This window comes from Proteus terrae (genome assembly GCF_003144325.1).
Classification (GTDB): domain Bacteria; phylum Pseudomonadota; class Gammaproteobacteria; order Enterobacterales; family Enterobacteriaceae; genus Proteus; species Proteus terrae.
Genome location: NZ_PENS01000009.1, coordinates 147,110 through 168,723, shown reverse-complemented (window position 1 = coordinate 168,723; position 21,614 = coordinate 147,110). Strand labels below are relative to the sequence as shown.

General features: G+C 38.6%; 18 protein-coding genes. 7 read left to right on the top strand and 11 right to left on the bottom strand.

Translation table 11 applies throughout. The features are described from left to right. Window positions 1–41 precede the first annotated feature (41 nt). Both DK857_RS10820 and DK857_RS10815 read left to right on the top strand, forming a co-directional pair. Window positions 42–3,086, top strand: coding sequence for a TonB-dependent receptor domain-containing protein (locus tag DK857_RS10820; RefSeq protein WP_109402178.1), 3,045 nt, complete (start codon window positions 42–44; stop codon window positions 3,084–3,086). Between the two features lie 27 nt (window positions 3,087–3,113). After that, entirely contained in the window at window positions 3,114–3,914 is an 801-nt protein-coding gene (locus DK857_RS10815; RefSeq protein WP_109402177.1) for an energy transducer TonB, read from the top strand. A 57-nt stretch (window positions 3,915–3,971) separates the two neighbouring features. Here the strand turns inward: DK857_RS10815 and DK857_RS10810 are convergent, their stop codons facing one another. The 10 genes from DK857_RS10810 to rpmH all read right to left on the bottom strand — a co-directional run bounded on the left by DK857_RS10810 (window position 3,972) and on the right by rpmH (window position 13,519). After that, window positions 3,972–5,933, bottom strand: a complete 1,962-nt coding sequence (locus tag DK857_RS10810) for an insecticidal delta-endotoxin Cry8Ea1 family protein (RefSeq protein ID WP_109402176.1) — start codon at window positions 5,931–5,933, stop codon at window positions 3,972–3,974. A gap of 21 nt (window positions 5,934–5,954) precedes the next feature. Beyond that, window positions 5,955–6,884, bottom strand: a complete 930-nt coding sequence (locus DK857_RS10805) for a metallophosphoesterase (RefSeq protein WP_109402175.1) — start codon at window positions 6,882–6,884, stop codon at window positions 5,955–5,957. Between the two features lie 163 nt (window positions 6,885–7,047). After that, window positions 7,048–7,512, bottom strand: a complete 465-nt coding sequence (locus DK857_RS10800; protein ID WP_109402174.1) for a DUF1097 domain-containing protein — start codon at window positions 7,510–7,512, stop codon at window positions 7,048–7,050. A 404-nt stretch (window positions 7,513–7,916) separates the two neighbouring features. Continuing rightward, window positions 7,917–9,230: a type II toxin-antitoxin system HipA family toxin gene (locus tag DK857_RS10795; RefSeq protein WP_109402173.1), complete on the bottom strand. Its 1,314-nt coding sequence runs from the start codon at window positions 9,228–9,230 to the stop codon at window positions 7,917–7,919. Then, the gene (locus DK857_RS10790; protein ID WP_072070485.1) at window positions 9,231–9,488 is read right to left on the bottom strand and encodes a helix-turn-helix domain-containing protein; all 258 of its coding nucleotides are present in this window, start codon (window positions 9,486–9,488) and stop codon (window positions 9,231–9,233) included. A gap of 148 nt (window positions 9,489–9,636) precedes the next feature. Next, entirely contained in the window at window positions 9,637–11,001 is a 1,365-nt protein-coding gene (mnmE, locus tag DK857_RS10785) for a tRNA uridine-5-carboxymethylaminomethyl(34) synthesis GTPase MnmE (protein WP_109394447.1), read from the bottom strand. Between the two features lie 130 nt (window positions 11,002–11,131). Then, complete coding sequence (gene yidC / locus DK857_RS10780; RefSeq protein WP_109394445.1) at window positions 11,132–12,772, bottom strand: membrane protein insertase YidC; 1,641 nt, start codon at window positions 12,770–12,772, stop codon at window positions 11,132–11,134. 2 nt (window positions 12,773–12,774) lie between these two features. Beyond that, window positions 12,775–13,035, bottom strand: coding sequence for a membrane protein insertion efficiency factor YidD (gene yidD, locus DK857_RS10775; RefSeq protein ID WP_072064717.1), 261 nt, complete (start codon window positions 13,033–13,035; stop codon window positions 12,775–12,777). Then, window positions 12,999–13,358, bottom strand: coding sequence for a ribonuclease P protein component (gene rnpA / locus DK857_RS10770; RefSeq protein ID WP_071788569.1), 360 nt, complete (start codon window positions 13,356–13,358; stop codon window positions 12,999–13,001). The genes yidD and rnpA overlap by 37 nt, the downstream gene beginning before the upstream one ends. Before the next feature lie 17 nt (window positions 13,359–13,375). Further along, window positions 13,376–13,519, bottom strand: a complete 144-nt coding sequence (gene rpmH, locus DK857_RS10765) for a 50S ribosomal protein L34 (protein WP_004246509.1) — start codon at window positions 13,517–13,519, stop codon at window positions 13,376–13,378. Between rpmH and DK857_RS19250 the strand changes: the two genes are divergently transcribed. The 5 genes from DK857_RS19250 to gyrB all read left to right on the top strand — a co-directional run bounded on the left by DK857_RS19250 (window position 13,502) and on the right by gyrB (window position 20,302). Continuing rightward, the gene (locus DK857_RS19250) at window positions 13,502–13,729 is read left to right on the top strand and encodes a hypothetical protein (RefSeq protein ID WP_167394835.1); all 228 of its coding nucleotides are present in this window, start codon (window positions 13,502–13,504) and stop codon (window positions 13,727–13,729) included. The two genes, rpmH and DK857_RS19250, sit on opposite strands and share 18 nt — an antisense overlap. Before the next feature lie 529 nt (window positions 13,730–14,258). Further along, window positions 14,259–15,659: a chromosomal replication initiator protein DnaA gene (gene dnaA / locus DK857_RS10755; protein WP_109394444.1), complete on the top strand. Its 1,401-nt coding sequence runs from the start codon at window positions 14,259–14,261 to the stop codon at window positions 15,657–15,659. A 4-nt stretch (window positions 15,660–15,663) separates the two neighbouring features. Continuing rightward, window positions 15,664–16,767, top strand: a complete 1,104-nt coding sequence (dnaN, locus tag DK857_RS10750; RefSeq protein WP_075673270.1) for a DNA polymerase III subunit beta — start codon at window positions 15,664–15,666, stop codon at window positions 16,765–16,767. 11 nt (window positions 16,768–16,778) lie between these two features. Beyond that, window positions 16,779–17,867 (top strand): DNA replication/repair protein RecF, encoded by a 1,089-nt coding sequence (gene recF, locus DK857_RS10745; protein ID WP_109394442.1) that lies wholly within the window; start codon window positions 16,779–16,781, stop codon window positions 17,865–17,867. Window positions 17,868–17,887: 20 nt separating this feature from the next. Then, window positions 17,888–20,302: a DNA topoisomerase (ATP-hydrolyzing) subunit B gene (gene gyrB / locus DK857_RS10740; protein WP_109402171.1), complete on the top strand. Its 2,415-nt coding sequence runs from the start codon at window positions 17,888–17,890 to the stop codon at window positions 20,300–20,302. A 74-nt stretch (window positions 20,303–20,376) separates the two neighbouring features. Here the strand turns inward: gyrB and pepT are convergent, their stop codons facing one another. Further along, the gene (gene pepT / locus DK857_RS10735) at window positions 20,377–21,612 is read right to left on the bottom strand and encodes a peptidase T (RefSeq protein ID WP_109394438.1); all 1,236 of its coding nucleotides are present in this window, start codon (window positions 21,610–21,612) and stop codon (window positions 20,377–20,379) included. Between the last annotated feature and the right edge of the window lie 2 nt (window positions 21,613–21,614).

Sequence of the window (21,614 nt, the reverse complement as noted above, 5' to 3'; positions counted from 1 at the left end):
TTAAATAAGTGACTTCCTTTATTAATTGAATAGGTAAAACAATGCATGTAATGCTTTTTAAAAAGCGAAAAATTGTTTCAATCTTCGTTTCTCTATCGCTATTTTCACCTTGCTTTTATCTGCAAGCCAAAGAAGATAAAACCGATCTTGGTCATATTCAAATTTCTGATAATAAAGAAAAAGATAAACAAGGTTATTCACAAGTATATGAAAAAGATGTTTCTAATGTTTATTTAGGAAAAGAGCTATTAGAGCGTTATCAAGGTGTTTCTCCCGCTGATTTACTAAAAAGCGCCATTGGTGTTTATAGTGGTGAGGCGCGTAATGGGGGGGCGCTTGATCCTAATATTCGAGGTATTCAAGGGCAAGGCCGAATACCTGTGACTGTCGATGGGACAGAGCAGGCAATTACCGTTTATCGAGGTTATAGTGGTGCATCTAATCGTAACTATATTGATTCTAATCTGATTAGCAGTATCTATATTGAAAAAGGTCCCTCATTAACACCTGATATGAAAACAGGTATTGGTGGCGGTATTGCGATAAAAACCTTAGATATTCGAGATATTGTACCTATAGGTGATTCTTTTGGGATTAATTTTAAAGGAGATATTAGTAATAACTCCACACGATATAAAGAAGTCTATTTAGATATGCTCGGAGATTATCGCAATTATCCTTATTTCTATCATCATGGTTCAAGGGTCGTTGATCCTGCTTTAGAAATAACACCTCAAAAAAATAAAGATTGGAATTTTCATGACCACTCATTTCGACTTGGGGTTGGTTTTGAAGAAGAAAAATTTAATTTATTATTTGCTTATGCATTACGAGAAAAAGGAAATTATTTAGCAGGAAAAAGAAATACAAAAGCTTATCTAGAAACGGATGATATGAAGGCAATCCATTCTATTGATTATAAATTAAGGCTAACGCCTTATGTTCCTTTTATTGCTCATATTTATCGTCCTGGAAATGAAGTCCCTAATACCTCCAGTCGTAATCGTTCCTTTTTAGTAAAAGGAACATTATTCCCTGAATCAACACATCGTTTTTCAATTAACTATCGATACACAGACTTACTGTTTGGCGATATTATGCCTCTGAGATTAGAGTGGGCTCGTTACGAAAAAAATGTCGTGACTCAATGGCCATTAGCAACGATTAATCAACAGGCGGGAATATTAACTTATCAGTGGAAACCAGAAGATAAGCAAGCGGATGTACTGTTACGTTTATGGGGTAATTTAACTTCTGGGCATACGAATACTCGTGGTGGTGAACCCAGAGTCTCAAAGGAGGTTGATTATGAAGAACGGTATTTATCTAAATGGGATGCAAAAGTAGATACCCGTTTTATTGATACAGCATCTCTTTATCAAGAGAATAACCGCTATGGCGTGGATTTATCTTCGATATTTAAATTATCACCTCAATTTTCTATTTCATTTTCTAGTAATTATCAATTTGAAAAATTAGACAGTGATGAATTGGAAGTACCTACAGGACTTGATTTTGTTACCTCAGGGCGAGCAGGGCAGCGTCATGAAATTAATTTAGCCCTTTCCACAGATTGGAAGCCACTTTCTTGGTTAGCCATTACTGCGGGTGGGAAATACCATTATTATCATTTAACAGATACTTTTTTAAATAATAAGCGAAGGAATAACGTAAAAGGTTATGAGAAAACTCCCTCTATTAGAGGATATATAGTAAGTTATAAAAGAACATTGACACAGGAAGAGTGTTATTTAGTTGGCACTCTATGTGGAATTACGGAACAACAGTTACCAGAAAAATATAAAAGAGTAATAAGAGATCCTGAACTTAGAGAAAAAAGAAGGATAGTACAAGCGTATAAATTAACTCATCCAGAGTATGAAAAACTACCTGATAATATAAAAAAAGAAATTAATCGTAAAATAAAAATCTCAAAACAAATGCATTTTGAAAATAGAACATATCTCCGTGATGAGAATGGAAATGTTGTTTTCAACTCTACTACTATGAGACCAATGAAAACAGAGTTATTATATTGGGGTTTTGATGAATATGGAGAGTTATTAAAAAGCAATAATATTTTGTTAAACGGTTATATTAATATTAATGAAAAAGTACCTGATCCAATTACAGGTGAATTAGTTAATAAATATGAAATGGGCGTTTCTAATCCAATACCTATTTATCTTGATGATGATAAAGATAGTTTTGCACCAGAGGCCAGCTATCATCATGGCGCATTTTCACCCTTAGTGTCTGCGACGATATATGCCAACGATATATTGCGTTTTTATGGACGTTATACCGAGCAACTAAGGTTACCTAGTTTATTTGAAGACACCAGTGGTTTTTCTGGGTCAAAAGCGCGTTATTACGGTTTTAAATTAAAACCCGAGCGTGCGAAAAGTGCTGAGTTAGGTGTTGTGTTTGATTTGACTGATTGGCTTAATGTGGATCGCCATGCCGATATTAAAATTAATTATTTTCGTACCAATATTGAAAATGTGTTTGATAGAGATGCGAATTGGCAAATTAGGCAATTTGAAAAGCAAATATTAGAGGGGTTAGAGGTTCAAGCTCGCTTTGATAATGGCTTTATTTTTATGGATACGGCTTTAGTTTATAGTCATAAAAATAAAGTATGTGATAAAAATGCTTTTAGTAACTACGATCCATTTGGTTTCTTGGGTATTAAAGAGTGTATGACGGGCGGTTATCCTGGTGGTTTTTTACGTACCTCTCTTCAACCTAAATATTCGGTTAATTTACATTTAGGTACTCGTTGGTTAGATAATAAATTAGAAATTGGTAGTCGCTGGCTTTATTCATCAGAAGTGGAAAATAAAGATGAAAAATGGCTAAAAGAAAAATTACCACGAGAAATGTATGGCAGAAATAACAACCCAATGCGTTGGGCAAAAGTCTTTACCGTTGATGCTTACATTAACTATCAATATAGCTCTAATTTATCTTTTGAAATAACGGGCAGTAATTTATTAAACGAATACTACATTGATCCTTTAACGCGATCAGGTATGCCTGCGCCGGGAAGAACATTCCGATTAGGTGTGACTGCACAATTTTAATTAAAAGAGAGTAAGGAGCTTTTATTTATGTTGGCACTTTCTGTCAGGCATCCGTTTAATATTTATTATTGGCTGATTGGCATATCGTTAGTTTATATCGCTATATTAAGTTGGGTGTTGCGTTCACTTTCTATGACAGAAAGTGCACACCATATTCATCAGCGACAAGAAAATACATTATCCGTTTACCAAGTGGTATTTTCACCGCCTCAACAATCTACAGTGGTACCCGAGCCTATTGAAGAAATTGGATCTCAGGATACGGCTATTATTTTACCGAGCGCTCAACAAGGCGAATTTGTTGAAGTACAAAAAAAGCCTCCTGAAAAAATAAAAGAAAAACCCATACCTCTAAAACCAAAACAAATTACACCCGTAAAAAAACAGGTGGTGCAAGAAAAAGTAGAGCCGACAGAACAACGTGATTTAGAAAGCCAAATAGCGCAAACGACATCAGATGCATCGGCAGAAAGTTTAACGCAATATACGGCAAGCTCGTTAGCAGGAAGAAGTCATGCATTAAGCGAGAAAGGGATAGGGCAAGGCGAATCTGATAATCACTACCTTAGCTCACTGCGTCGAGAAATAGAGCGTCATAAACGTTACCCATCACAAGCACGTCGTATGCAACATGAAGGTCAGGTGGTGGTGACTTTTTCACTCACATCTGAAGGTGCGATTTCAAGGGTTGAGATAGAAAGTACTTCTGGTATTTCTTCTCTTGATAATGCGGCTATTGCTGCGGTTAAACGCGTAAAACCCATAGGTCCTAAACCCGAAAACTTATTGAACCCTTTGATTGTTTCATTAGATTTCGAATTAAATTGAGGTTTGTCTAAAACACCTAAGTTTACATCGTACTTAGGTGTTTTTTAGGAACAATTATTAGAACATAACAGTAATATCTGCTAATACCGTATTCGGTTTAGAAAAGTGTAAATAGAAATAAAGATTTGATTCATTCTCATGAGTAAATGAACAATCTAATTCAAGCTGATAGGTACGAAAATAGGCTTTATTATTTGTGATAGGGTGATTAAGTAACGGTTTTATATTATAAATAATATTGTCTTGGTTAAGCATAAGAGAAAACTCGTTTGAGGCAATCAATGAACCATTAATCGCGTTACCCGTTCTTATAAATACTGATAATTGTTGTTCGCTTTCAGCTGCACACTGTAATAATATTTTTATCTTCTGGGCGGAGTTGGCTTTACCTATGGGTTCTTCTGAAGGTAAGCAGAAATAAGCATCTTGATTTAATAAAATACAGTTTTTACCTACCAGCATATCGCTATAACCAGATTGGGCGTTACTTAACTTTGTATCAAACCCATGATTTAAATCTAACTCATAGCTTTTTTGCGGTACAGGTAAATGGTTTTCAATTTCTAATAAAAGAGATGCATAGCCATCATAAAAACGAAATATTGGTGCTGACTCTGTTAGCCAAGCACCAGAATCATCATGGCATTGTTTACCATTATGTCGGCTTAAATAAAGGTTTACACCATTAAAACAGTAACCTGGAATATTGAGATAGGATTTGTTCTCTCTGTTACCTTGTCCAAGAGTAAAGCTATTATTATTTACATCATCAAGCACCATATAATGTAAAGCGCCCCAAGGTGTATCAGAAATATAGCGAACAGAAGGTAAAATTTGAGAGGGCGATAAATAGGCTTTATTACTATCAGGTGTGAAGAATGTTTTTGTTTTTACGACATCTTGATTATCACCCGTCACACCATAACAGCCTTCATATTGAAAACTATCAGCTACTTTTTCAACGCTGAAATAGTTGTGTTTAATGCGAATAATGGCATCAATATGGGAATACGTTTCGATACTTTGCAACATTGATGTTCGGTATAATATGTCTTTTCCTATATCAAAATAAGCGTTGTAATAACTGATTTTGGGATCATGACTATAGTCGTTTCCATATAACTCTAAGCTATTCCAGCGAGAAAATGGAGTATTTAACTCAATGGCAAAACTGCGTTTTACCCAAGCCTGATAAAAAGAGAGGCCGGAGGTATAGATACCAGATAAAAAAGTATTACTTTTATTGTAATCATCTTTAAATATCCCAGAGGTTTGCTGATAAATTGCAGTATGAATTTCACGATTAAACTTATCTATACTTTCTCTTAATGTTCTTAGATTACTTTTAAAGTAATTATCACTTAATCCTAGGCTATCTTTATTGGTTAGAATATCGCAGTGTGCTGCAACAAAAAGTGCGCAACAGTGACAGTAAAAAGGGAGTCCTGCTGATTGTGCTAAATTTAAAACCAGCGGTTGTTGAGAAACAACCGTCGTAATAACATCATCGAAACGGTTTAGTACTTGTTCTTGTAAGTCTTTTTTTTGTTGCTCAGAATAATTCGCGTTATGATCAAGATAACGGGAGAGAGTATCAGAAAATAGTTGGTAAACATCAGAAATTCCTTCCGTAGTTAACTTGATAATTTTGACATTATTGTCAGTAATTTTTGCATCAATAATATGAGAGACATGTTCAATAATCTGCTCAGCGAGTGATCTATCTTTCATATTTTTATTCATCATATTAAAGAGCGCTGCAGTGACTTTGGATAATACACCACCAACAATAGGTACTAAGCCAATAATATGTCCAATAACTGTTTGCCCGACAATAATGGGGGCATTGAGTGGATCTTGTTCATTAAATTTATCTACAATTGTAGGCAATACATTACTGTTACGATTAATCATGTCTAACATACCATCTTGTAATTCTTGATAATCGATACAATGTAATGGCTGTGTAGCGGGTAATGATGACGGACTCATGGCGATTTTTAATGGGTTTAAATTCATAACTGAGATTCCTTGTTTGCACTAATTCCAATGCTCGATTAACTTGGGTTGTCCTGATAATCCGTTATAAACCGCAATAGAAAATTGAGAGCCCCGGATGCCGACAGCTAAGTAATCACCTTTAAATAAAGCGCCACTGTTATAAACAGGAATATCACCAAAGATCTCACTTTTCCCATAGAGATTATCCTGCCCAACATAATGGGTATGACCAACAAATACAGCTTTTACACCATAATGCTCAAGCATGTATTTAAAGAATGAGAGTTCCTCTTGTGAAGAGTTTTCAGGAAAGTGTTGGTTACCATCATGAAAGTTTAACACGATGGTTTTATTACGATTTCGTGCTTGAATTAAATCTTTTTCTAACCAATCAATTGAATCGGTGACTGTAATTGTGGATGCGGCCCAGTGATCAAGTACAACATGATAGGTAGGATAGTTTTGTAATTGTACAAAATGAATATCACCATAGTCCCAAGAATAAGCTTTACTGCCGGAATATTCGCTACTATCAGCTTTAAAGTTTTCAGATGTTGCATAATGTTGATATTCTTCAATACGGTAGTGCATATCAAATACCATGCCACGAGCACAGGCATTCATACTGTAATCAGAATTACCCGGCTCAGCGCAATCACCAACATTATTTTGATAGTCATGGTTACCAAGGCCGACATAGGTGTTAAATCCTAATGGGGATGGGGCAAAAAGAGAACGAAAACTTTCTCGTTGGTAACGACGACCAAATTCGGTTAAATCACCATTGATAATGCCAAAAGCAAATGATTTTTCATGGTGTAATAATTTGATGCTATCTCTGACTTTTCTAACGGTAGACTCCCAACGATCTTGGTCATTATTGGGGTCGTTATTATCTAGATCTAGTCGCCAAGGTTGAGGGTCAGACATGACGATAATGTTGTAATCTGTCGATTTTGGGGATGTCATTTCTATATTCCTTTTTACTGAAGTTGAGAACCTCCTTTTTGACTCAATAGATAAATAACTACAATTTCAAAGTTTGTTAGTAATATATGGAAAAAGAAAATAGAAGAAAAATAAAAAGCAATACTTATTATGCGTACCGCTTTTTATTTATATGATAAAAAAATTAAATTACATTTTTTTGTGATTTATTCGCAATCCAAAGCCCACTCATTTTCATGGCATAACCAAATAAAACACCGACAATTAATGAAGGGATGGTTTGAGAAAGATCCCCTTGAGCGGCAAATATAGTGCATGCTCCAATAAAGGTGCCGGGAATATAAGCAAGTAGTACACTTTTAGCTTGAATACACATCACAAAGGCAATAACACCAGTGACAGCATAGCCAAAAATAGAAATATCACTAAAGACTTGGCTACCGTAAATAATCGCCAATGCCCAAATCACGCCACTCATAATGGTAGCCATAGTGACAGCTAATCCTTTAATACCTTCTTTAGGATAAGCAAAATAGGCGGTGCAACCCAAAAAGCCAGCCCAGCTTAATAAGCCAAATTGATTAGCCACAAATGCCCAAATGGCAGAAAGAATGCCAGTTGTCAGCGCAGTAAAATAAAGCGTTCTCACGATAGACTCTTAAATATAAGGGGAATATTTACCCTGTTAACTAAAAACGAAGTTTAGCATTGTCATTGACTGATTTTCTATATTTAGATCATTAAAAAGTACATTTAATAATGGTATTAATACGTGTTGGATATATTGATCTTTATTCAAGATAGAAAAAGCAAAAAGTAAACGATTGCGCTATTTGATCTATGGTTAAATAAAAAATAACTAGATACATCGTTTGATATTTATTATTAATAGTTTAATTAAAGAATGGTATTAAATAATATAAAAATAAAAGAAGATAAGTAATTTATCTTACTCTTTTTGAGAGAGTTTATTAGCTAAGTTGAATGCGCATCTATCATCTTTACCTGCTATAACCGTTAAATTGAAGTTTACACGGTATAGCAGGTAAATGGCTATATGTTGGCTAATCTTGCAGAGCGTGTTTTCATTCCATCCAATATTTTATTGCTAATTTCAGAAGGAAAATCATCAGGTAGTTGTTGTTTTACGCGTTTGATGGCATCGTCCATTTCTTTATAAAAATAACGAAGAATATCTGTCATCAATAAAGGATCGAAACTGGCTGCTTCAGCTGTTTGGTAAAAATGACGAGGAAAAATTTGCTCTATGGCATATTTTTTGCCTCGGCTTGCCTGTAATCCCATAGCGAGTTTTGCATCTCGTGGATTAAGTCCTCGTCCTCCAAAATTGGGATAGATAGACATGATGTCATAAAGAGGTGTGAGGTGAAAACGTCCTTCTTGATTGATAAAAACAGAAAAATTCTTTGCATGTCCATCTGTTGCAGCCAAAAGCCAAAATAGTACTTGTGCCTTCATAAAATGAAAACGGTCTTGATCAGCATTTGATGAACCAAGCAAATAATTCATAATATCAATAATACCAGGGTCCCCTTCATTTTCATATTTTAGAGCTGAAGGTATATTTAGAATTTGGCAAAAATCTTCTTGGGGTAAGCGTATTATCCACGATTTATCTGATGAGTATTTTCTATCAAAGCGTTCTACAGCAAGCGCTTTAATATTTTTTGTTTTAACAATAAAACAGTGAGGAACAGGAAGATCAAATTCTTTGGCAATTAAGGTACAAAGATATTCATTTTCTACACTATCGGACAAATCCATTGTATAGGAATGCCCTTCAATAACACCAATGGGGAGCTTAATAATATGTGTAGTCGGCGTATTACTGTGTGGCACACACCAATGATCATCTTTTAAAAGTAACGCTGTTTTTTCTTGCGCACCAGCAATAGAAATTCTGAAATCAGTATATTCTTCAAGCATACCGAGTGGTGTATTGGATTGATATCCTAATAGTATTTTTTCAAGTTCAGCGTTATCAAGTTTGTTATATTCTATTTTTTTTATATTAGCTGGCGTACTACCACTAGGAAGTAACCGTAATGCACCAACCGTATCTGCACCCACGGCAGTTAATAGATCAAATGGTTGATTTGAGTTTGCATTATAGCGACTCACAATACGATTTCTAATTTCAGGATTATCAGGTAAAAGATTATCAAAGAAATTATAGACACAATCTCCTTGATATTCTTGAAGTTGTAGTGGCATAGAAAGAGATATAGGGCGACTTCCTGGTTGATTAACCCAATCTTCAGCATATTGGAATGAATGTGCACCTGAGCTTTTTTTAGTAAAAATGCCCACATAATATTCATTCATATACACATCAAGGCTCGCCATTTACCACTCCTCTTTCCATTCACTTTTGTGTGCTAAATTATTTTTAGCATCTTTAGGATGAATCTCCATCTCTAAATTTAGTGCGGAGAGTAGTTTAAAAAAAGTTTCTAGCTTGGTGGAATTAGGATTAAGTTCAAAATTGGACACAGTGTCTTGTCGAATTCCCACTTTTTGGGCGACTTTACCTTGAGAAAGTTTTTTTGTTAATCGGACATCTTTTAGATGTACGCTGAGTTGATAGGCGTTAATTATAATCATCATCTTCTACCGGTTATAGGCGTTAACATCTAATATACCGGTTATAGCGTGTAGTTCAAGATTTAGTGGTTATAGCGTGTAAAACAGATTTTACCTGCTATAACCGTTAAGCTAAGGTTTACACGGTATAGCAGGTAAGATTTAATGGTTACTTCCCAATACAGAAGCTTGAGAAAATACGGCCTAATAAGTCATCTGAAGTAAATTCACCAGTGATCTCACTTAATGCTTGCTGAGCCAGTCTTAACTCTTCTGCCAACAATTCACCGGATTTTGCATAAACCAATTGTTCATGGCCTTGCTGTAAATGCTCCGCAGCAGTATTTAATGCCTGTAAGTGGCGGCGGCGAGCCAAGAAACCACCTTCTGTATTGCTATTAAAGCCCATGGCTTCTTTTAGGTGATCACGCAGTAACTCAATACCCATTCCATCACGAGCAGATAAGCGGATCATCGGGTAGTTACCTTGTGCCGTGATCTCGACATTTTCCCCTGTTAAATCCGACTTGTTACGAATAACAGTGACAGGCAAGGTATTTGGTAAACGAGCCATAAATTCAGGCCAGATATCTTCAGGTGTTGTAGCATCGGTTGTGGTGCTATCAACCATAAACAGTACTCTGTCTGCTTGCTCAATCTCTTTCCAAGCACGTTCAATACCAATGCGTTCAACTTCATCACTGGCTTCACGTAAGCCGGCTGTGTCGATAATATGCAAAGGCATACCATCAATATGAATATGCTCACGCAATACATCACGAGTTGTACCCGCAATATCCGTGACAATAGCTGCTTCTCGACCTGCTAATGCATTTAATAGGCTTGATTTACCTGCATTAGGCCGACCTGCGATAACTACTTTCATTCCTTCACGTAACAGGCTACCTTGGCGAGCTTGAGCACGAACGTCATCTAATTCAGCAATAACGGCGTTAAGTTTTCCTTCGATGATACCGTCAGAAAGAAAATCAATCTCTTCATCAGGGAAATCAATGGCTGCTTCAACATAGATACGTAAGTGAGTTAATGACTCTACCATCTCGTTAATATGAGAGGAAAATGCACCTTGTAGCGAATTAATTGCTGAACGAGCTGCTTGTTCTGAGCTGGCATCAATTAAATCGGCAATCGCTTCTGCTTGTGCTAAATCGAGTTTGTCATTTAAAAACGCACGTTCAGAAAATTCACCAGGATTAGCAATACGCACACCAGGGATTTGTAAAATACGTTTTAGCAATAAATCTAAAATAACGGGGCCACCATGGCCTTGTAGTTCTAGAACATCTTCACCTGTAAATGAGTTTGGATTAGGGAAGAAAAGGGCGATACCCTGATCAAGTACTGAGTTGTCATCATTGCGAAATGGCAGATAATCGGCATAACGAGGTTTAGGCAACTTGCCTAAAATGGTTTGTGCTACAAGGGCAGCTTTAGGGCCAGAAACGCGTAGGATACCAACACCGCCTCTTCCCGGAGGTGTGGCCTGAGCGACGATAGTATCAGTGCTATGCATGGTGTACTCGCTTAATCAGAATAATCATATCAATATAAAAAACAGAAGGCGGTCATGGTAGACCGCCTTCGCTATTTTATGTCACTTTCCTTTGAATGTAACCAAGGAAGAGGTTTTCCCTCATGTAACCTTATTTTTTGTCTCTGCTGTGTAAACCACGTTTTTCCAGACCGCGGTAAATTAACTGCTGCTGGATAATGGTCACTAAGTTACTGACGATATAGTACAGAACCAGACCTGATGGGAACCACAGGAAGAATACGGTAAACACAACCGGCATAAAGGTCATGATTTTTTGTTGCATCGGATCAGTTACTGCTGTTGGAGACAGTTTCTGAATGATGAACATTGTCACACCCATTAATAATGGCAGGATGTAGTACGGATCTTGTGCAGATAAGTCTTGGATCCATAACATGAATGGTGCATGACGTAATTCAACAGAGCCCATCAGCATGTAATACAACGCAAGGAAGATTGGCATCTGGATAATCAGTGGTAAACAACCACCCAGAGGATTCACTTTCTCTTGTTTGTATAACGCCATCATTTCTTGGCTCATACGCTGTTTGTCATCACCAATACGCTCACGCAGTGCAGCCAGTTTTGGTTGCAGTAAACGCATTTTCGCCATGGAGGTGTACTGTGCTTTAGTCAGCGGGTACATGATACCACGAACGATAAAGGTGATCATGATGATGGAGAAGCCCCAGTTACCGATAAAGCTGTGAAGGAATTTCAACAGTTTAAACAGTGGCTGAGAGATAAACCATAACCAACCGTAGTCTACAGACAGGTCTAAATGTGGCGCAATGGCTGACATTTCTGACTGAATTTCAGGGCCAACCCATAATGTTGAGCTGATATCAGCACTGCTATTTGGTGCAATTGTCACCGGTGCTGATTTATAACCAATCAGAGCAATAGATTTGTTTTCTAAAGTGATAGAGTAGAAGCTATTGTTCTGACTATCTTTAGAAGGAATCCATGCTGTTGCAAAGTATTGTTGTAACATTGCAACCCAACCATTATTAGTGGTTAGAGATAAGTTTTTATCTTCGATATCACCAAAACTATATTTTTTATAGTTGGTTTCATCTGATGAGTATGCCGCACCACGATAAGTGTGTAGTGCAAAGTTGCTACTACCTGTATCACGGCTTTCTGGCAATTTAACAGATTGTTTTAACTGGCCGTAGAAGTTCATGGTCAGCGTTTTATCTGTTGTATTCTCAATTTTGTAATCAATACCGATATCGTACTGACCTTTCTTCAGAATGAAGGTTTTGACGAATTTCACGCCTTCTTCATTTACGAAAGTCATAGGTACACGTAATTCATCTTGGTTTTCACCAAGTACGAATTCGTTTTTATCAGCACTATAAACTGGGCGAGATTTCTGATCTGGACCATCTGGGCCGATTAAGCCACTTTGAGCCTGATACAGGAATTGTGGTGTAGTTTCCAGTAAACGGAAAGGTGTCTGTGAATTAAGCTCGGCGGGATAGGCTAACAAATCAGCCTCATCGATAGTACCGCCCTGAGTATTGATACGAATATCAAGTACGTCAGTTTTTACGGTAATCAATTTTGCCTGCTCATTGCTGTTACCAGTTACAGCAAGACTATCACTGCTTGGCACGTCCGCTTGTTGCGAGACCTGAGCGGTAGTGGTGGTGTTTTGTGAAACTTTATCACCCTCCCACTGCTGCCAGATCAGGAAAGAAACGAACAGCAAAGCGATGAATAGAAGATTGCGTTGCGAATCCATCGTTAATTTTCTCTGTTATCGTCGTTTTTTCTAGGTGGGACAGGATCATCACCACCTTCGTGTAAAGGGTGGCATTTTAATATGCGTTTCACTGTTAACCAACTACCTTTTATCATTCCAAACCTGCGTAATGCCTCAATTCCGTAATTAGAGCATGTAGGATTAAAACGACAACGAGGCCCCAACAGAGGACTAATCCCCAGTTGATAGCCCCTAATCAGCAAGATCAGGACTTTTGAGCCAAGCGACAATGACGACGCCATAATTTACCCAATACTTCCGTCAATTGATGGTTATCAAGTTCAGCAACCCCTTTTCTTACTAATAGCACAAAATCCATCGGCGGTAATTCATGCTGATGTAAACGAAAGTATTCACGGGCTAATCGTTTAATGCGATTACGCTCATGAGCACGTTTAACGTTTTTCTTTGCGATTGTTAGACCGATGCGGGGATGCCCCAGCTCATTCTGGCGACCCAAAATAGTAACTTCTGGAGAACTCGCACGTTGTGGTTGCTGGAAAACAAAATTGAAATGCTTGGGAGTTAACAAACGTAACTCCCTTGGAAAAGCGAGCTTAACCACGGAATGGTTAGCTTTTATTATTTCGAAGAAACGGTCAGACGAGCGCGGCCTTTCGCACGACGGCGAGCCAGAACCTGACGACCATTTTTAGTGGCCATACGAGCGCGGAAGCCGTGGTTACGGTTGCGCTTCAGTACAGACGGTTGAAAAGTGCGTTTCATGGCGATTTCTACCTACTTAATATTATTACTGATTCAGCAAATGCGTTGACAGACTGGCGTGCAATAAATAAACAAACCGGTACTTCAATCGCAGCATCAATGATGGAAAGATGCGGGATTGTAATAAAATCACTCAAATGCGTCAATGAAGATGACGCTTTAAGTACCGATTTTTGTCGTCTTTTTAGCAAACCCGATAATCAATCCTGACTTATGCGCAACGAGTACGCTTATTAGTGACCTAAATAAAGTCTTAATAAGTGACTTTGTTGGTACAAGCACGCAGGGTGCAAGATTATACGGACTCATGGTGAAAGCGCAAGGATCTTTAGTGGATCAAATGAGAGATATTTGATCACTTACTATAAGAAAGGGAGATTTATGCAAAGAGAAAGTTATCCCCAATTGCTATTTATAGGACGACTCAAGTACACTAGAATGCCTTTGCATATTTCATTTGGTGAATTATCGTAAATCAGCAAGCCTGTGGATAAAAACCATAAAAACTGTGCAAAAGAAAGAGGATCTTCGTTTCATTTTGCGATATGATCCCCCGTCACGATCAGAATAGCCAGTCTGCGATCGTGAGTCACGATGTAAAAAAATCGTTGTCACCAAGAGTTGTTCCTTATTAAGAATTGAAGAGGAACGGTGTTGTGCACTTTGTATTTAGGCACACAGTGTTTAACTGCATTTTTCCTGTTTATTTTTTAGTCTTGTTTTTTTAGGGGAGTCCGCCGTGTCACTTTCGCTTTGGCAGCATTGTCTTGCCCGATTGCAGGATGAGTTACCTGCCACTGAATTTAGTATGTGGATACGTCCCTTGCAGGCAGAACTAAGCGATGATACGCTGGCGCTGTATGCACCTAATCGTTTTGTTTTAGATTGGGTGAGAGAAAAATACATTAATAATATCAACGCATTATTAGTGGATTTTTGTGGCTCTGAAGTCCCTTCTTTACGTTTTGAAGTCGGTAATAAACCCGCATCAGCACGTACTACGGAAAGTATTCCTAAAGCGGTTGTACATCCAACGGTGAATACGGCTCCTACGCATAGTCAGCCTATTCGCCCAAGTTGGGATAATCAACCAGCTTCTCAATTGCCTGAACTTAATTATCGTTCTAACGTTAACCCTAAACATAAATTTGATAACTTCGTTGAAGGTAAATCAAACCAGTTAGCAAGAGCTGCTGCAAGACAAGTTGCTGATAACCCCGGTGGTGCTTATAACCCACTCTTTTTATATGGCGGAACAGGGCTTGGTAAAACGCACTTATTGCACGCAGTGGGTAACAGCATTATGGAACGTAAAGCGAATGCAAAAGTCGTTTATATGCATTCTGAACGTTTCGTACAAGATATGGTAAAAGCGTTACAAAATAATGCGATAGAAGACTTTAAACGCTATTACCGTTCTGTGGATGCACTATTAATTGATGATATTCAATTTTTTGCCAATAAAGAGCGTTCACAAGAAGAATTTTTTCATACCTTTAACGCATTGTTAGAGGGGAATCAGCAAATTATTTTAACGTCAGACCGTTATCCTAAAGAGATAAATGGTGTTGAAGATAGATTAAAATCACGCTTTGGTTGGGGGTTAACGGTTGCTATTGAGCCGCCTGAACTTGAAACCCGAGTGGCGATTTTGATGAAAAAAGCGGATGAAAACCAAATTCAATTACCTGACGAAGTGGCTTTTTTTATTGCCAAAAGACTTCGTTCTAACGTCCGTGAGCTTGAAGGTGCATTAAACCGAGTGATTGCTAACGCAAACTTTACAGGTCGTGCGATTACTATCGACTTTGTACGTGAAGCATTGCGCGATCTGCTCGCCTTGCAGGAAAAATTAGTCACTATTGATAATATTCAAAAAACAGTTGCTGAATATTATAAAATTAAAGTTGCTGATTTACTGTCAAAGCGGAGATCTCGATCGGTTGCCCGTCCGAGGCAAATGGCAATGGCGCTGGCGAAGGAATTAACAAACCACAGCTTGCCTGAAATCGGGGATGCCTTTGGGGGTCGTGATCATACAACTGTACTTCATGCGTGCCGAAAAATAGAGCAATTGCGTGAAGAGAGTCATGACATCAAAGAAGATTTTTCTAACTTAATCAGAACATTATCATCCTAGCGCTATGAAATTTATCATTGAACGTGAACAGCTTCTTAAGCCGCTACAACAAGTAAGTGGCCCTTTAGGTGGTCGTCCAACATTACCTATTTTAGGTAACCTATTACTTAAGGTAACTGAAAACACCTTATCGCTAACGGGGACCGACCTTGAAATGGAGATGGTGGCAAGAGTTAATCTTAGCCAATCTCATGAAATTGGCGCCACAACTGTTCCTGCGCGTAAGTTTTTTGATATTTGGCGTGGGCTACCAGAAGGCGCAGAAATCAGTGTTGAGCTCGACGGTGATCGCCTCTTAGTGCGTTCAGGTCGTAGCCGTTTTTCTTTATCAACATTACCTGCGTCTGATTTTCCTAATTTAGATGACTGGCAAAGTGAGGTTGAATTTACTTTGCCTCAAGCAACATTAAAACGTCTGATTGAGTCCACTCAGTTTTCAATGGCGCATCAAGATGTGCGTTATTACCTCAACGGTATGTTGTTTGAAACTGAAAATACAGAGTTACGCACAGTTGCAACAGATGGACACCGTTTAGCGGTATGTTCAATGGATATTGGACAATCTTTACCGGGACATTCTGTTATTGTTCCTCGTAAAGGTGTCATTGAATTGATGCGTTTACTTGATGGCGGTGGTGAAAGCTCACTGCAATTGCAAATCGGTAGTAACAATATCCGTGCCCATGTAGGTGATTTTATTTTCACCTCGAAGTTGGTTGATGGTCGTTTCCCTGACTATCGTCGTGTATTACCGAAAAACCCAACAAAAACAGTGACCGCGGGTTGTGATATTCTTAAACAGGCATTTTCTCGTGCTGCAATTTTATCTAATGAAAAATTCCGTGGTGTGCGTATAAACCTCACCAATGGTCAATTGAAGATTACAGCGAATAACCCTGAGCAAGAAGAAGCAGAAGAGATTGTTGATGTTCAATATCAAGGTGAAGAAATGGAAATTGGCTTTAATGTCAGTTATCTCCTTGATGTACTTAATACATTGAAATGTGAAGAAGTTAAGCTGCTGCTAACAGATGCTGTTTCAAGTGTTCAAGTGGAGAATGTGGCAAGTTCTGCGGCTGCTTATGTTGTTATGCCAATGCGTTTATAATAGTCACTAACATGATTTTATCCCGTTTATTGATCCGTCATTTTAGAAATATTGAACAGGCGGATCTGCCATTAGCGGATGGCTTTAATTTTCTTGTTGGGCCTAACGGGAGTGGTAAAACAAGTATACTTGAAGCGATTTACACTCTAGGTCATGGGCGTGCATTTCGTAGCTCTCAAGCTAATCGCGTGATCCAGCATGATGAAAATGAATTTATTCTTCATGGCCGCTTAAGTGGACTAAATGAAGAGAGCCGTGGTTATGCGATTGGATTAAGTAAAGATCGCGAAGGAAATAGTACAGTTCGTATTGATGGCAGCGATGGTCATAAAATTGCAGAGTTAGCAAAATTGTTACCCATGCAATTAATAACACCTGAAGGCTTTACACTACTGAATGGTGGGCCTAAATATCGCCGCGCTTTTATTGATTGGGGTTGTTTTCATAATGAACCTCGATTTTTTGCTGCATGGTCAGATTTAAAACGTGTATTAAAACAACGTAATGCAGCACTGAGGCAAGCAACGTCATATCGACAACTGATGCCTTGGGATAAAGAACTTATCTCATTAACAGAACAGATAAGTGAATGGCGAGCTCAATATACCGAAGATATTGCTAAAGATATTGAAGAAACGTGTCGTCTGTTTTTGCCTGAGTTTTTGTTGAAAGTGAGCTTTCAACGTGGATGGGATAAAGAAACAGATTATGGTGAGTTGCTAGCACGTCAATTTGAACGTGATAAAATGCTAGCGTATACCTCACTTGGTGCTCATAAAGCGGATTTACGTATTAGAGCAAACGGCACACCAGTAGAAGATATGTTGTCACGAGGTCAGCTCAAGTTATTGATGTGTGCTTTGAGACTGGCACAAGGTGAATATTTCACTCGTAAGAATGGGCAAAGATGCCTGTATCTGCTCGATGATTTTGCTTCCGAATTAGATGCAAGTCGGCGTCAGTTGTTAGCCGAGCGTCTAAAATCTACGCAAGCTCAGGTGTTTGTCAGTGCGATAACACAAGGGCAAGTGAAAGATATGCTAGATGTAAATAGCAGGCTATTTAGCGTAGAACGTGGCAAAATAGAGGTTAAACCATAGGAATAAAGCGAGAAACGTTGATGTCGAATACATATGACTCCTCAAGTATCAAAGTATTAAAAGGGCTGGATGCGGTGCGTAAGCGCCCGGGGATGTATATCGGGGATACAGATGATGGAACCGGTCTGCATCACATGGTCTTCGAGGTGGTCGACAACGCAATCGACGAAGCCCTCGCGGGTTTCTGTGATGAGATTATTGTCACTATCCATTCAGATAACTCCGTCTCTGTTCGAGATGATGGTCGTGGAATTCCAACCGGCATTCACCAAGAAGAGGGTATTTCAGCAGCAGAAGTTATTATGACGGTTCTGCATGCTGGGGGGAAATTCGATGATAACTCCTATAAAGTCTCTGGTGGACTTCATGGTGTAGGGGTTTCTGTTGTTAATGCGTTGTCTGAAAAACTCGAACTGACTATTCATCGCGATGGAAAAATCCATCAGCAAATTTATCGTCATGGTGTACCTGATGATCGCTTAAAAGTGATTGGTGATACTGAAAAATCAGGAACATTTGTTCGCTTCTGGCCAAGTCTTGAAACTTTTAAAGGTGAGACTGAATTCCAGTATGACATTTTAGCAAAACGTCTTCGTGAGTTGTCATTCTTAAACTCAGGCGTTTCTATCCGTTTAATTGATAAACGTGATAACCGTGAAGATCATTTCCACTATGAAGGCGGTATTAAGGCATTTGTTGAATACTTAAGCCGTAACAAAACGCCGATTCACCAAAATGTATTCTATTTCTCAACTGAAAAAGATGGCATCGGTGTTGAAGTGGGGATGCTGTGGAATGATGGTTTCCAAGAGAATGTTTATTGTTTTACCAACAACATTCCACAACGTGATGGTGGTACCCACTTAGTTGGTTTCCGTACTGCTATGACACGTACGTTAAACAACTATATGGATAAAGAAGGTTTTAATAAGAAGTCAAAAATCAGTGCTACGGGTGATGATGCTCGTGAAGGCTTGATTGCGGTTGTTTCTGTTAAAGTACCCGATCCTAAATTCTCATCACAAACAAAAGATAAACTGGTTTCTTCAGAAGTGAAAACAGCGGTAGAAACGCTGATGAATGAGAAGCTGGTGGAATACCTGTTAGAAAATCCAAACGACGCGAAAATTGTTGTTGGTAAAATTATTGACGCCGCTCGTGCTCGTGAAGCAGCGCGTAAAGCACGTGAGATGACACGTCGTAAAGGCGCATTAGATTTAGGTGGTTTACCAGGTAAATTAGCGGACTGTTCTGAACGAGATCCTGCTTTCTCTGAACTGTACTTAGTGGAAGGGGACTCTGCGGGTGGCTCTGCAAAACAAGGGCGTAACCGTAAAACGCAGGCTATTCTTCCGTTAAAAGGTAAAATCTTAAACGTTGAGAAAGCGCGCTTTGATAAAATGTTGGCTTCTCAAGAAGTTGCAACGTTAATCACTGCATTAGGTTGTGGTATCGGTCGTGATGAATATAACCCAGATAAACTGCGTTATCACAGTATTATCATCATGACGGATGCGGACGTCGATGGTTCTCACATTCGTACTCTGTTACTGACATTCTTCTATCGTCAAATGCCAGAAATTATCGAACGTGGTCATATCTTTATTGCTCAGCCACCACTTTACAAAGTGAAGAAAGGTAAACAAGAGCAATACATCAAAGATGACGACGCAATGGATGAATATCTGATGTCGATCGCGCTTGATGGAGCAGCACTTTATGTGAGTGAACACGCACCAGCAATGCACGGTGAGCAACTTGAAAAACTGGTTGTTGATTACCATGTAGCGCACAAGATTATTCGTCGAATGGAGCGTATCTATCCACTTAGCATGTTAAACAGCTTGGTATATCATTCAACGCTAACAGAAGATGCGTTATTAGATAAAGCTAAAGTTGAAGAGTGGATGAGTGGCTTGGTCAACCGTTTAAATAATGCGGAAGAGCAAAGTAGTACTTATAGTTATACCATCACTCAAAACGATGAAAACCGTTTATTTGAGCCAGTATTACGTATCCGTACTTATGGTATTGATACAGACTATAAACTGGATTATGACTTTATCCACAGTAGTGAATATCAACGTATTACCCATTTAGGTGACATTATTGGTAACCTAATTGAAGAGGGTGCGTTTATTGAGCGTGGAGAGCGTCGTCAGGCGATTTCAAGCTTTGAAGAAGCACTTGAGTGGTTAACAAAAGAATCTCGTCGTGGCCTTGCTGTACAGCGTTATAAAGGTCTTGGTGAAATGAACCCAGAGCAATTATGGGAAACCACCATGAATCCAGATACACGCCGTATGATGCAAGTTACAGTGAAAGATGCGATTGCAACCGATGAATTATTTACCACCTTAATGGGTGATGCGGTTGAACCTCGTCGTGCCTTTATCGAAGAGAATGCGCTGAAAGCTGCAAATATTGATATCTAGTTTTAGATTAAGTTAGATAAAAAAGCGGAGCCATGAAAATGGTTCCGCTTTTTTGTTGGCTAAAACAATAACGCTTATCCGCGTTGTCCGACCAATCGACACAGCATTTCTGTTACTAAATAGCTCTTTTCAAATGAGCTAACAGGTAAAAACTCAAAACGAGAGTGAAAATTCAGTGCACCAGTAAAATAGTTTGGTGTTAGTAATCCTCTTGCAGAAAGTGCAGAGCCATCTGTGCCGCCTCGCATTGGGATCACATTAGGTTGAATATCTAATTGTTTTAATGCCTCAAAAATAAGTTCGATAGCTGTGCGATCTTCCCCTATCGAATCACTGATATTGCTATACACATCGACAATCTCGTAATCGATTTGCGCACGAGGGTGGCGAGCTTGGATCAAAGCAACAGATTGCTTAATAAACTGTTTACGGGCTTCATAACTTTGTTTATCAAAATCACGAATGGCCATTTTAATCACCGCATTATCAGGGTTGGCGATTAAATCAGTGACATAGAAATAACCTTCGCGATGTTCGGTGTGCTCTGGTGTATCAAAGCGGTCAAAACAGCCAATAAAATCATGAGCAACACGAATTGGGTTTAATAATACGTTTTTCGCTGACATTGGGTGCGCAGTAATACCTTTTACAGACACTTTAATTGATGCCGCATTAAAGGTTTCATACACTACTTCGCCTAATGCACAGCAATCTATGGTGTAAGCAAAATCAACGTTGAAGCGAGATAAATCCATCAGTTTAGAACCGCGTAATCCAATCTCTTCATCAGGTACAAACGCAACATAGATATCGCCACAATCAAAATCAGCATGTTGAAGTTTATCCATTAACTCCATAACCACGGTGATCGCTGCTTTATTATCAGCACCTAATACGCTTGTACCATCACTGAAGATAATCTCTTCACCAATATAAGGTTCTGCTTCAGGGTGTTCTTGAGCTTTAAACCAGACATCCTTTTCTTTATTTAAGCAGAGATCTTTTCCTTCATAACGCAGTGTTTGAGGGTGAATATCAGGCGAAATACCCACATCAACAGTATCAAGGTGAGCAACAAACCCAACTTTAGGGGCATTGGGTTTAGTACCCGGTCTCATTGCATATAAAATGGCATGAGAATCGATATAGATATCTTTTAGTCCATAAGTTTCTAGCTCTTTAGCCAGTAACTTTGCTAACTCAAGTTGCCCTTGCGTGCTGGGTACAACAGAAGCAGATGCATCACTTTGGCTTTCAATTGCCAGATAACGGAAGAAACGCTGTTCTAACTTTTGACCTAGGGTGTTCATTA

Bases quoted from the DNA above. Each gene is read 5' to 3' on its own strand.
- DK857_RS10820 (WP_109402178.1), top strand. From the start codon at position 42: ATGCATGTAATGCTTTTTAAAAAGCGAAAAATTGTTTCAATCTTCGTT.
- DK857_RS10815 (WP_109402177.1), top strand. From the start codon at position 3,114: ATGTTGGCACTTTCTGTCAGGCATCCGTTTAATATTTATTATTGGCTG.
- DK857_RS10810 (WP_109402176.1), bottom strand. From the start codon at position 5,933: ATGAATTTAAACCCATTAAAAATCGCCATGAGTCCGTCATCATTACCC.
- DK857_RS10805 (WP_109402175.1), bottom strand. From the start codon at position 6,884: ATGACATCCCCAAAATCGACAGATTACAACATTATCGTCATGTCTGAC.
- DK857_RS10795 (WP_109402173.1), bottom strand. From the start codon at position 9,230: ATGGCGAGCCTTGATGTGTATATGAATGAATATTATGTGGGCATTTTT.
- DK857_RS10790 (WP_072070485.1), bottom strand. From the start codon at position 9,488: ATGATTATAATTAACGCCTATCAACTCAGCGTACATCTAAAAGATGTC.
- mnmE (WP_109394447.1), bottom strand. From the start codon at position 11,001: ATGCATAGCACTGATACTATCGTCGCTCAGGCCACACCTCCGGGAAGA.
- yidC (WP_109394445.1), bottom strand. From the start codon at position 12,772: ATGGATTCGCAACGCAATCTTCTATTCATCGCTTTGCTGTTCGTTTCT.
- yidD (WP_072064717.1), bottom strand. From the start codon at position 13,035: ATGGCGTCGTCATTGTCGCTTGGCTCAAAAGTCCTGATCTTGCTGATT.
- rpmH (WP_004246509.1), bottom strand. From the start codon at position 13,519: ATGAAACGCACTTTTCAACCGTCTGTACTGAAGCGCAACCGTAACCAC.
- dnaN (WP_075673270.1), top strand. From the start codon at position 15,664: ATGAAATTTATCATTGAACGTGAACAGCTTCTTAAGCCGCTACAACAA.
- recF (WP_109394442.1), top strand. From the start codon at position 16,779: ATGATTTTATCCCGTTTATTGATCCGTCATTTTAGAAATATTGAACAG.
- gyrB (WP_109402171.1), top strand. From the start codon at position 17,888: ATGTCGAATACATATGACTCCTCAAGTATCAAAGTATTAAAAGGGCTG.
- pepT (WP_109394438.1), bottom strand. From the start codon at position 21,612: ATGAACACCCTAGGTCAAAAGTTAGAACAGCGTTTCTTCCGTTATCTG.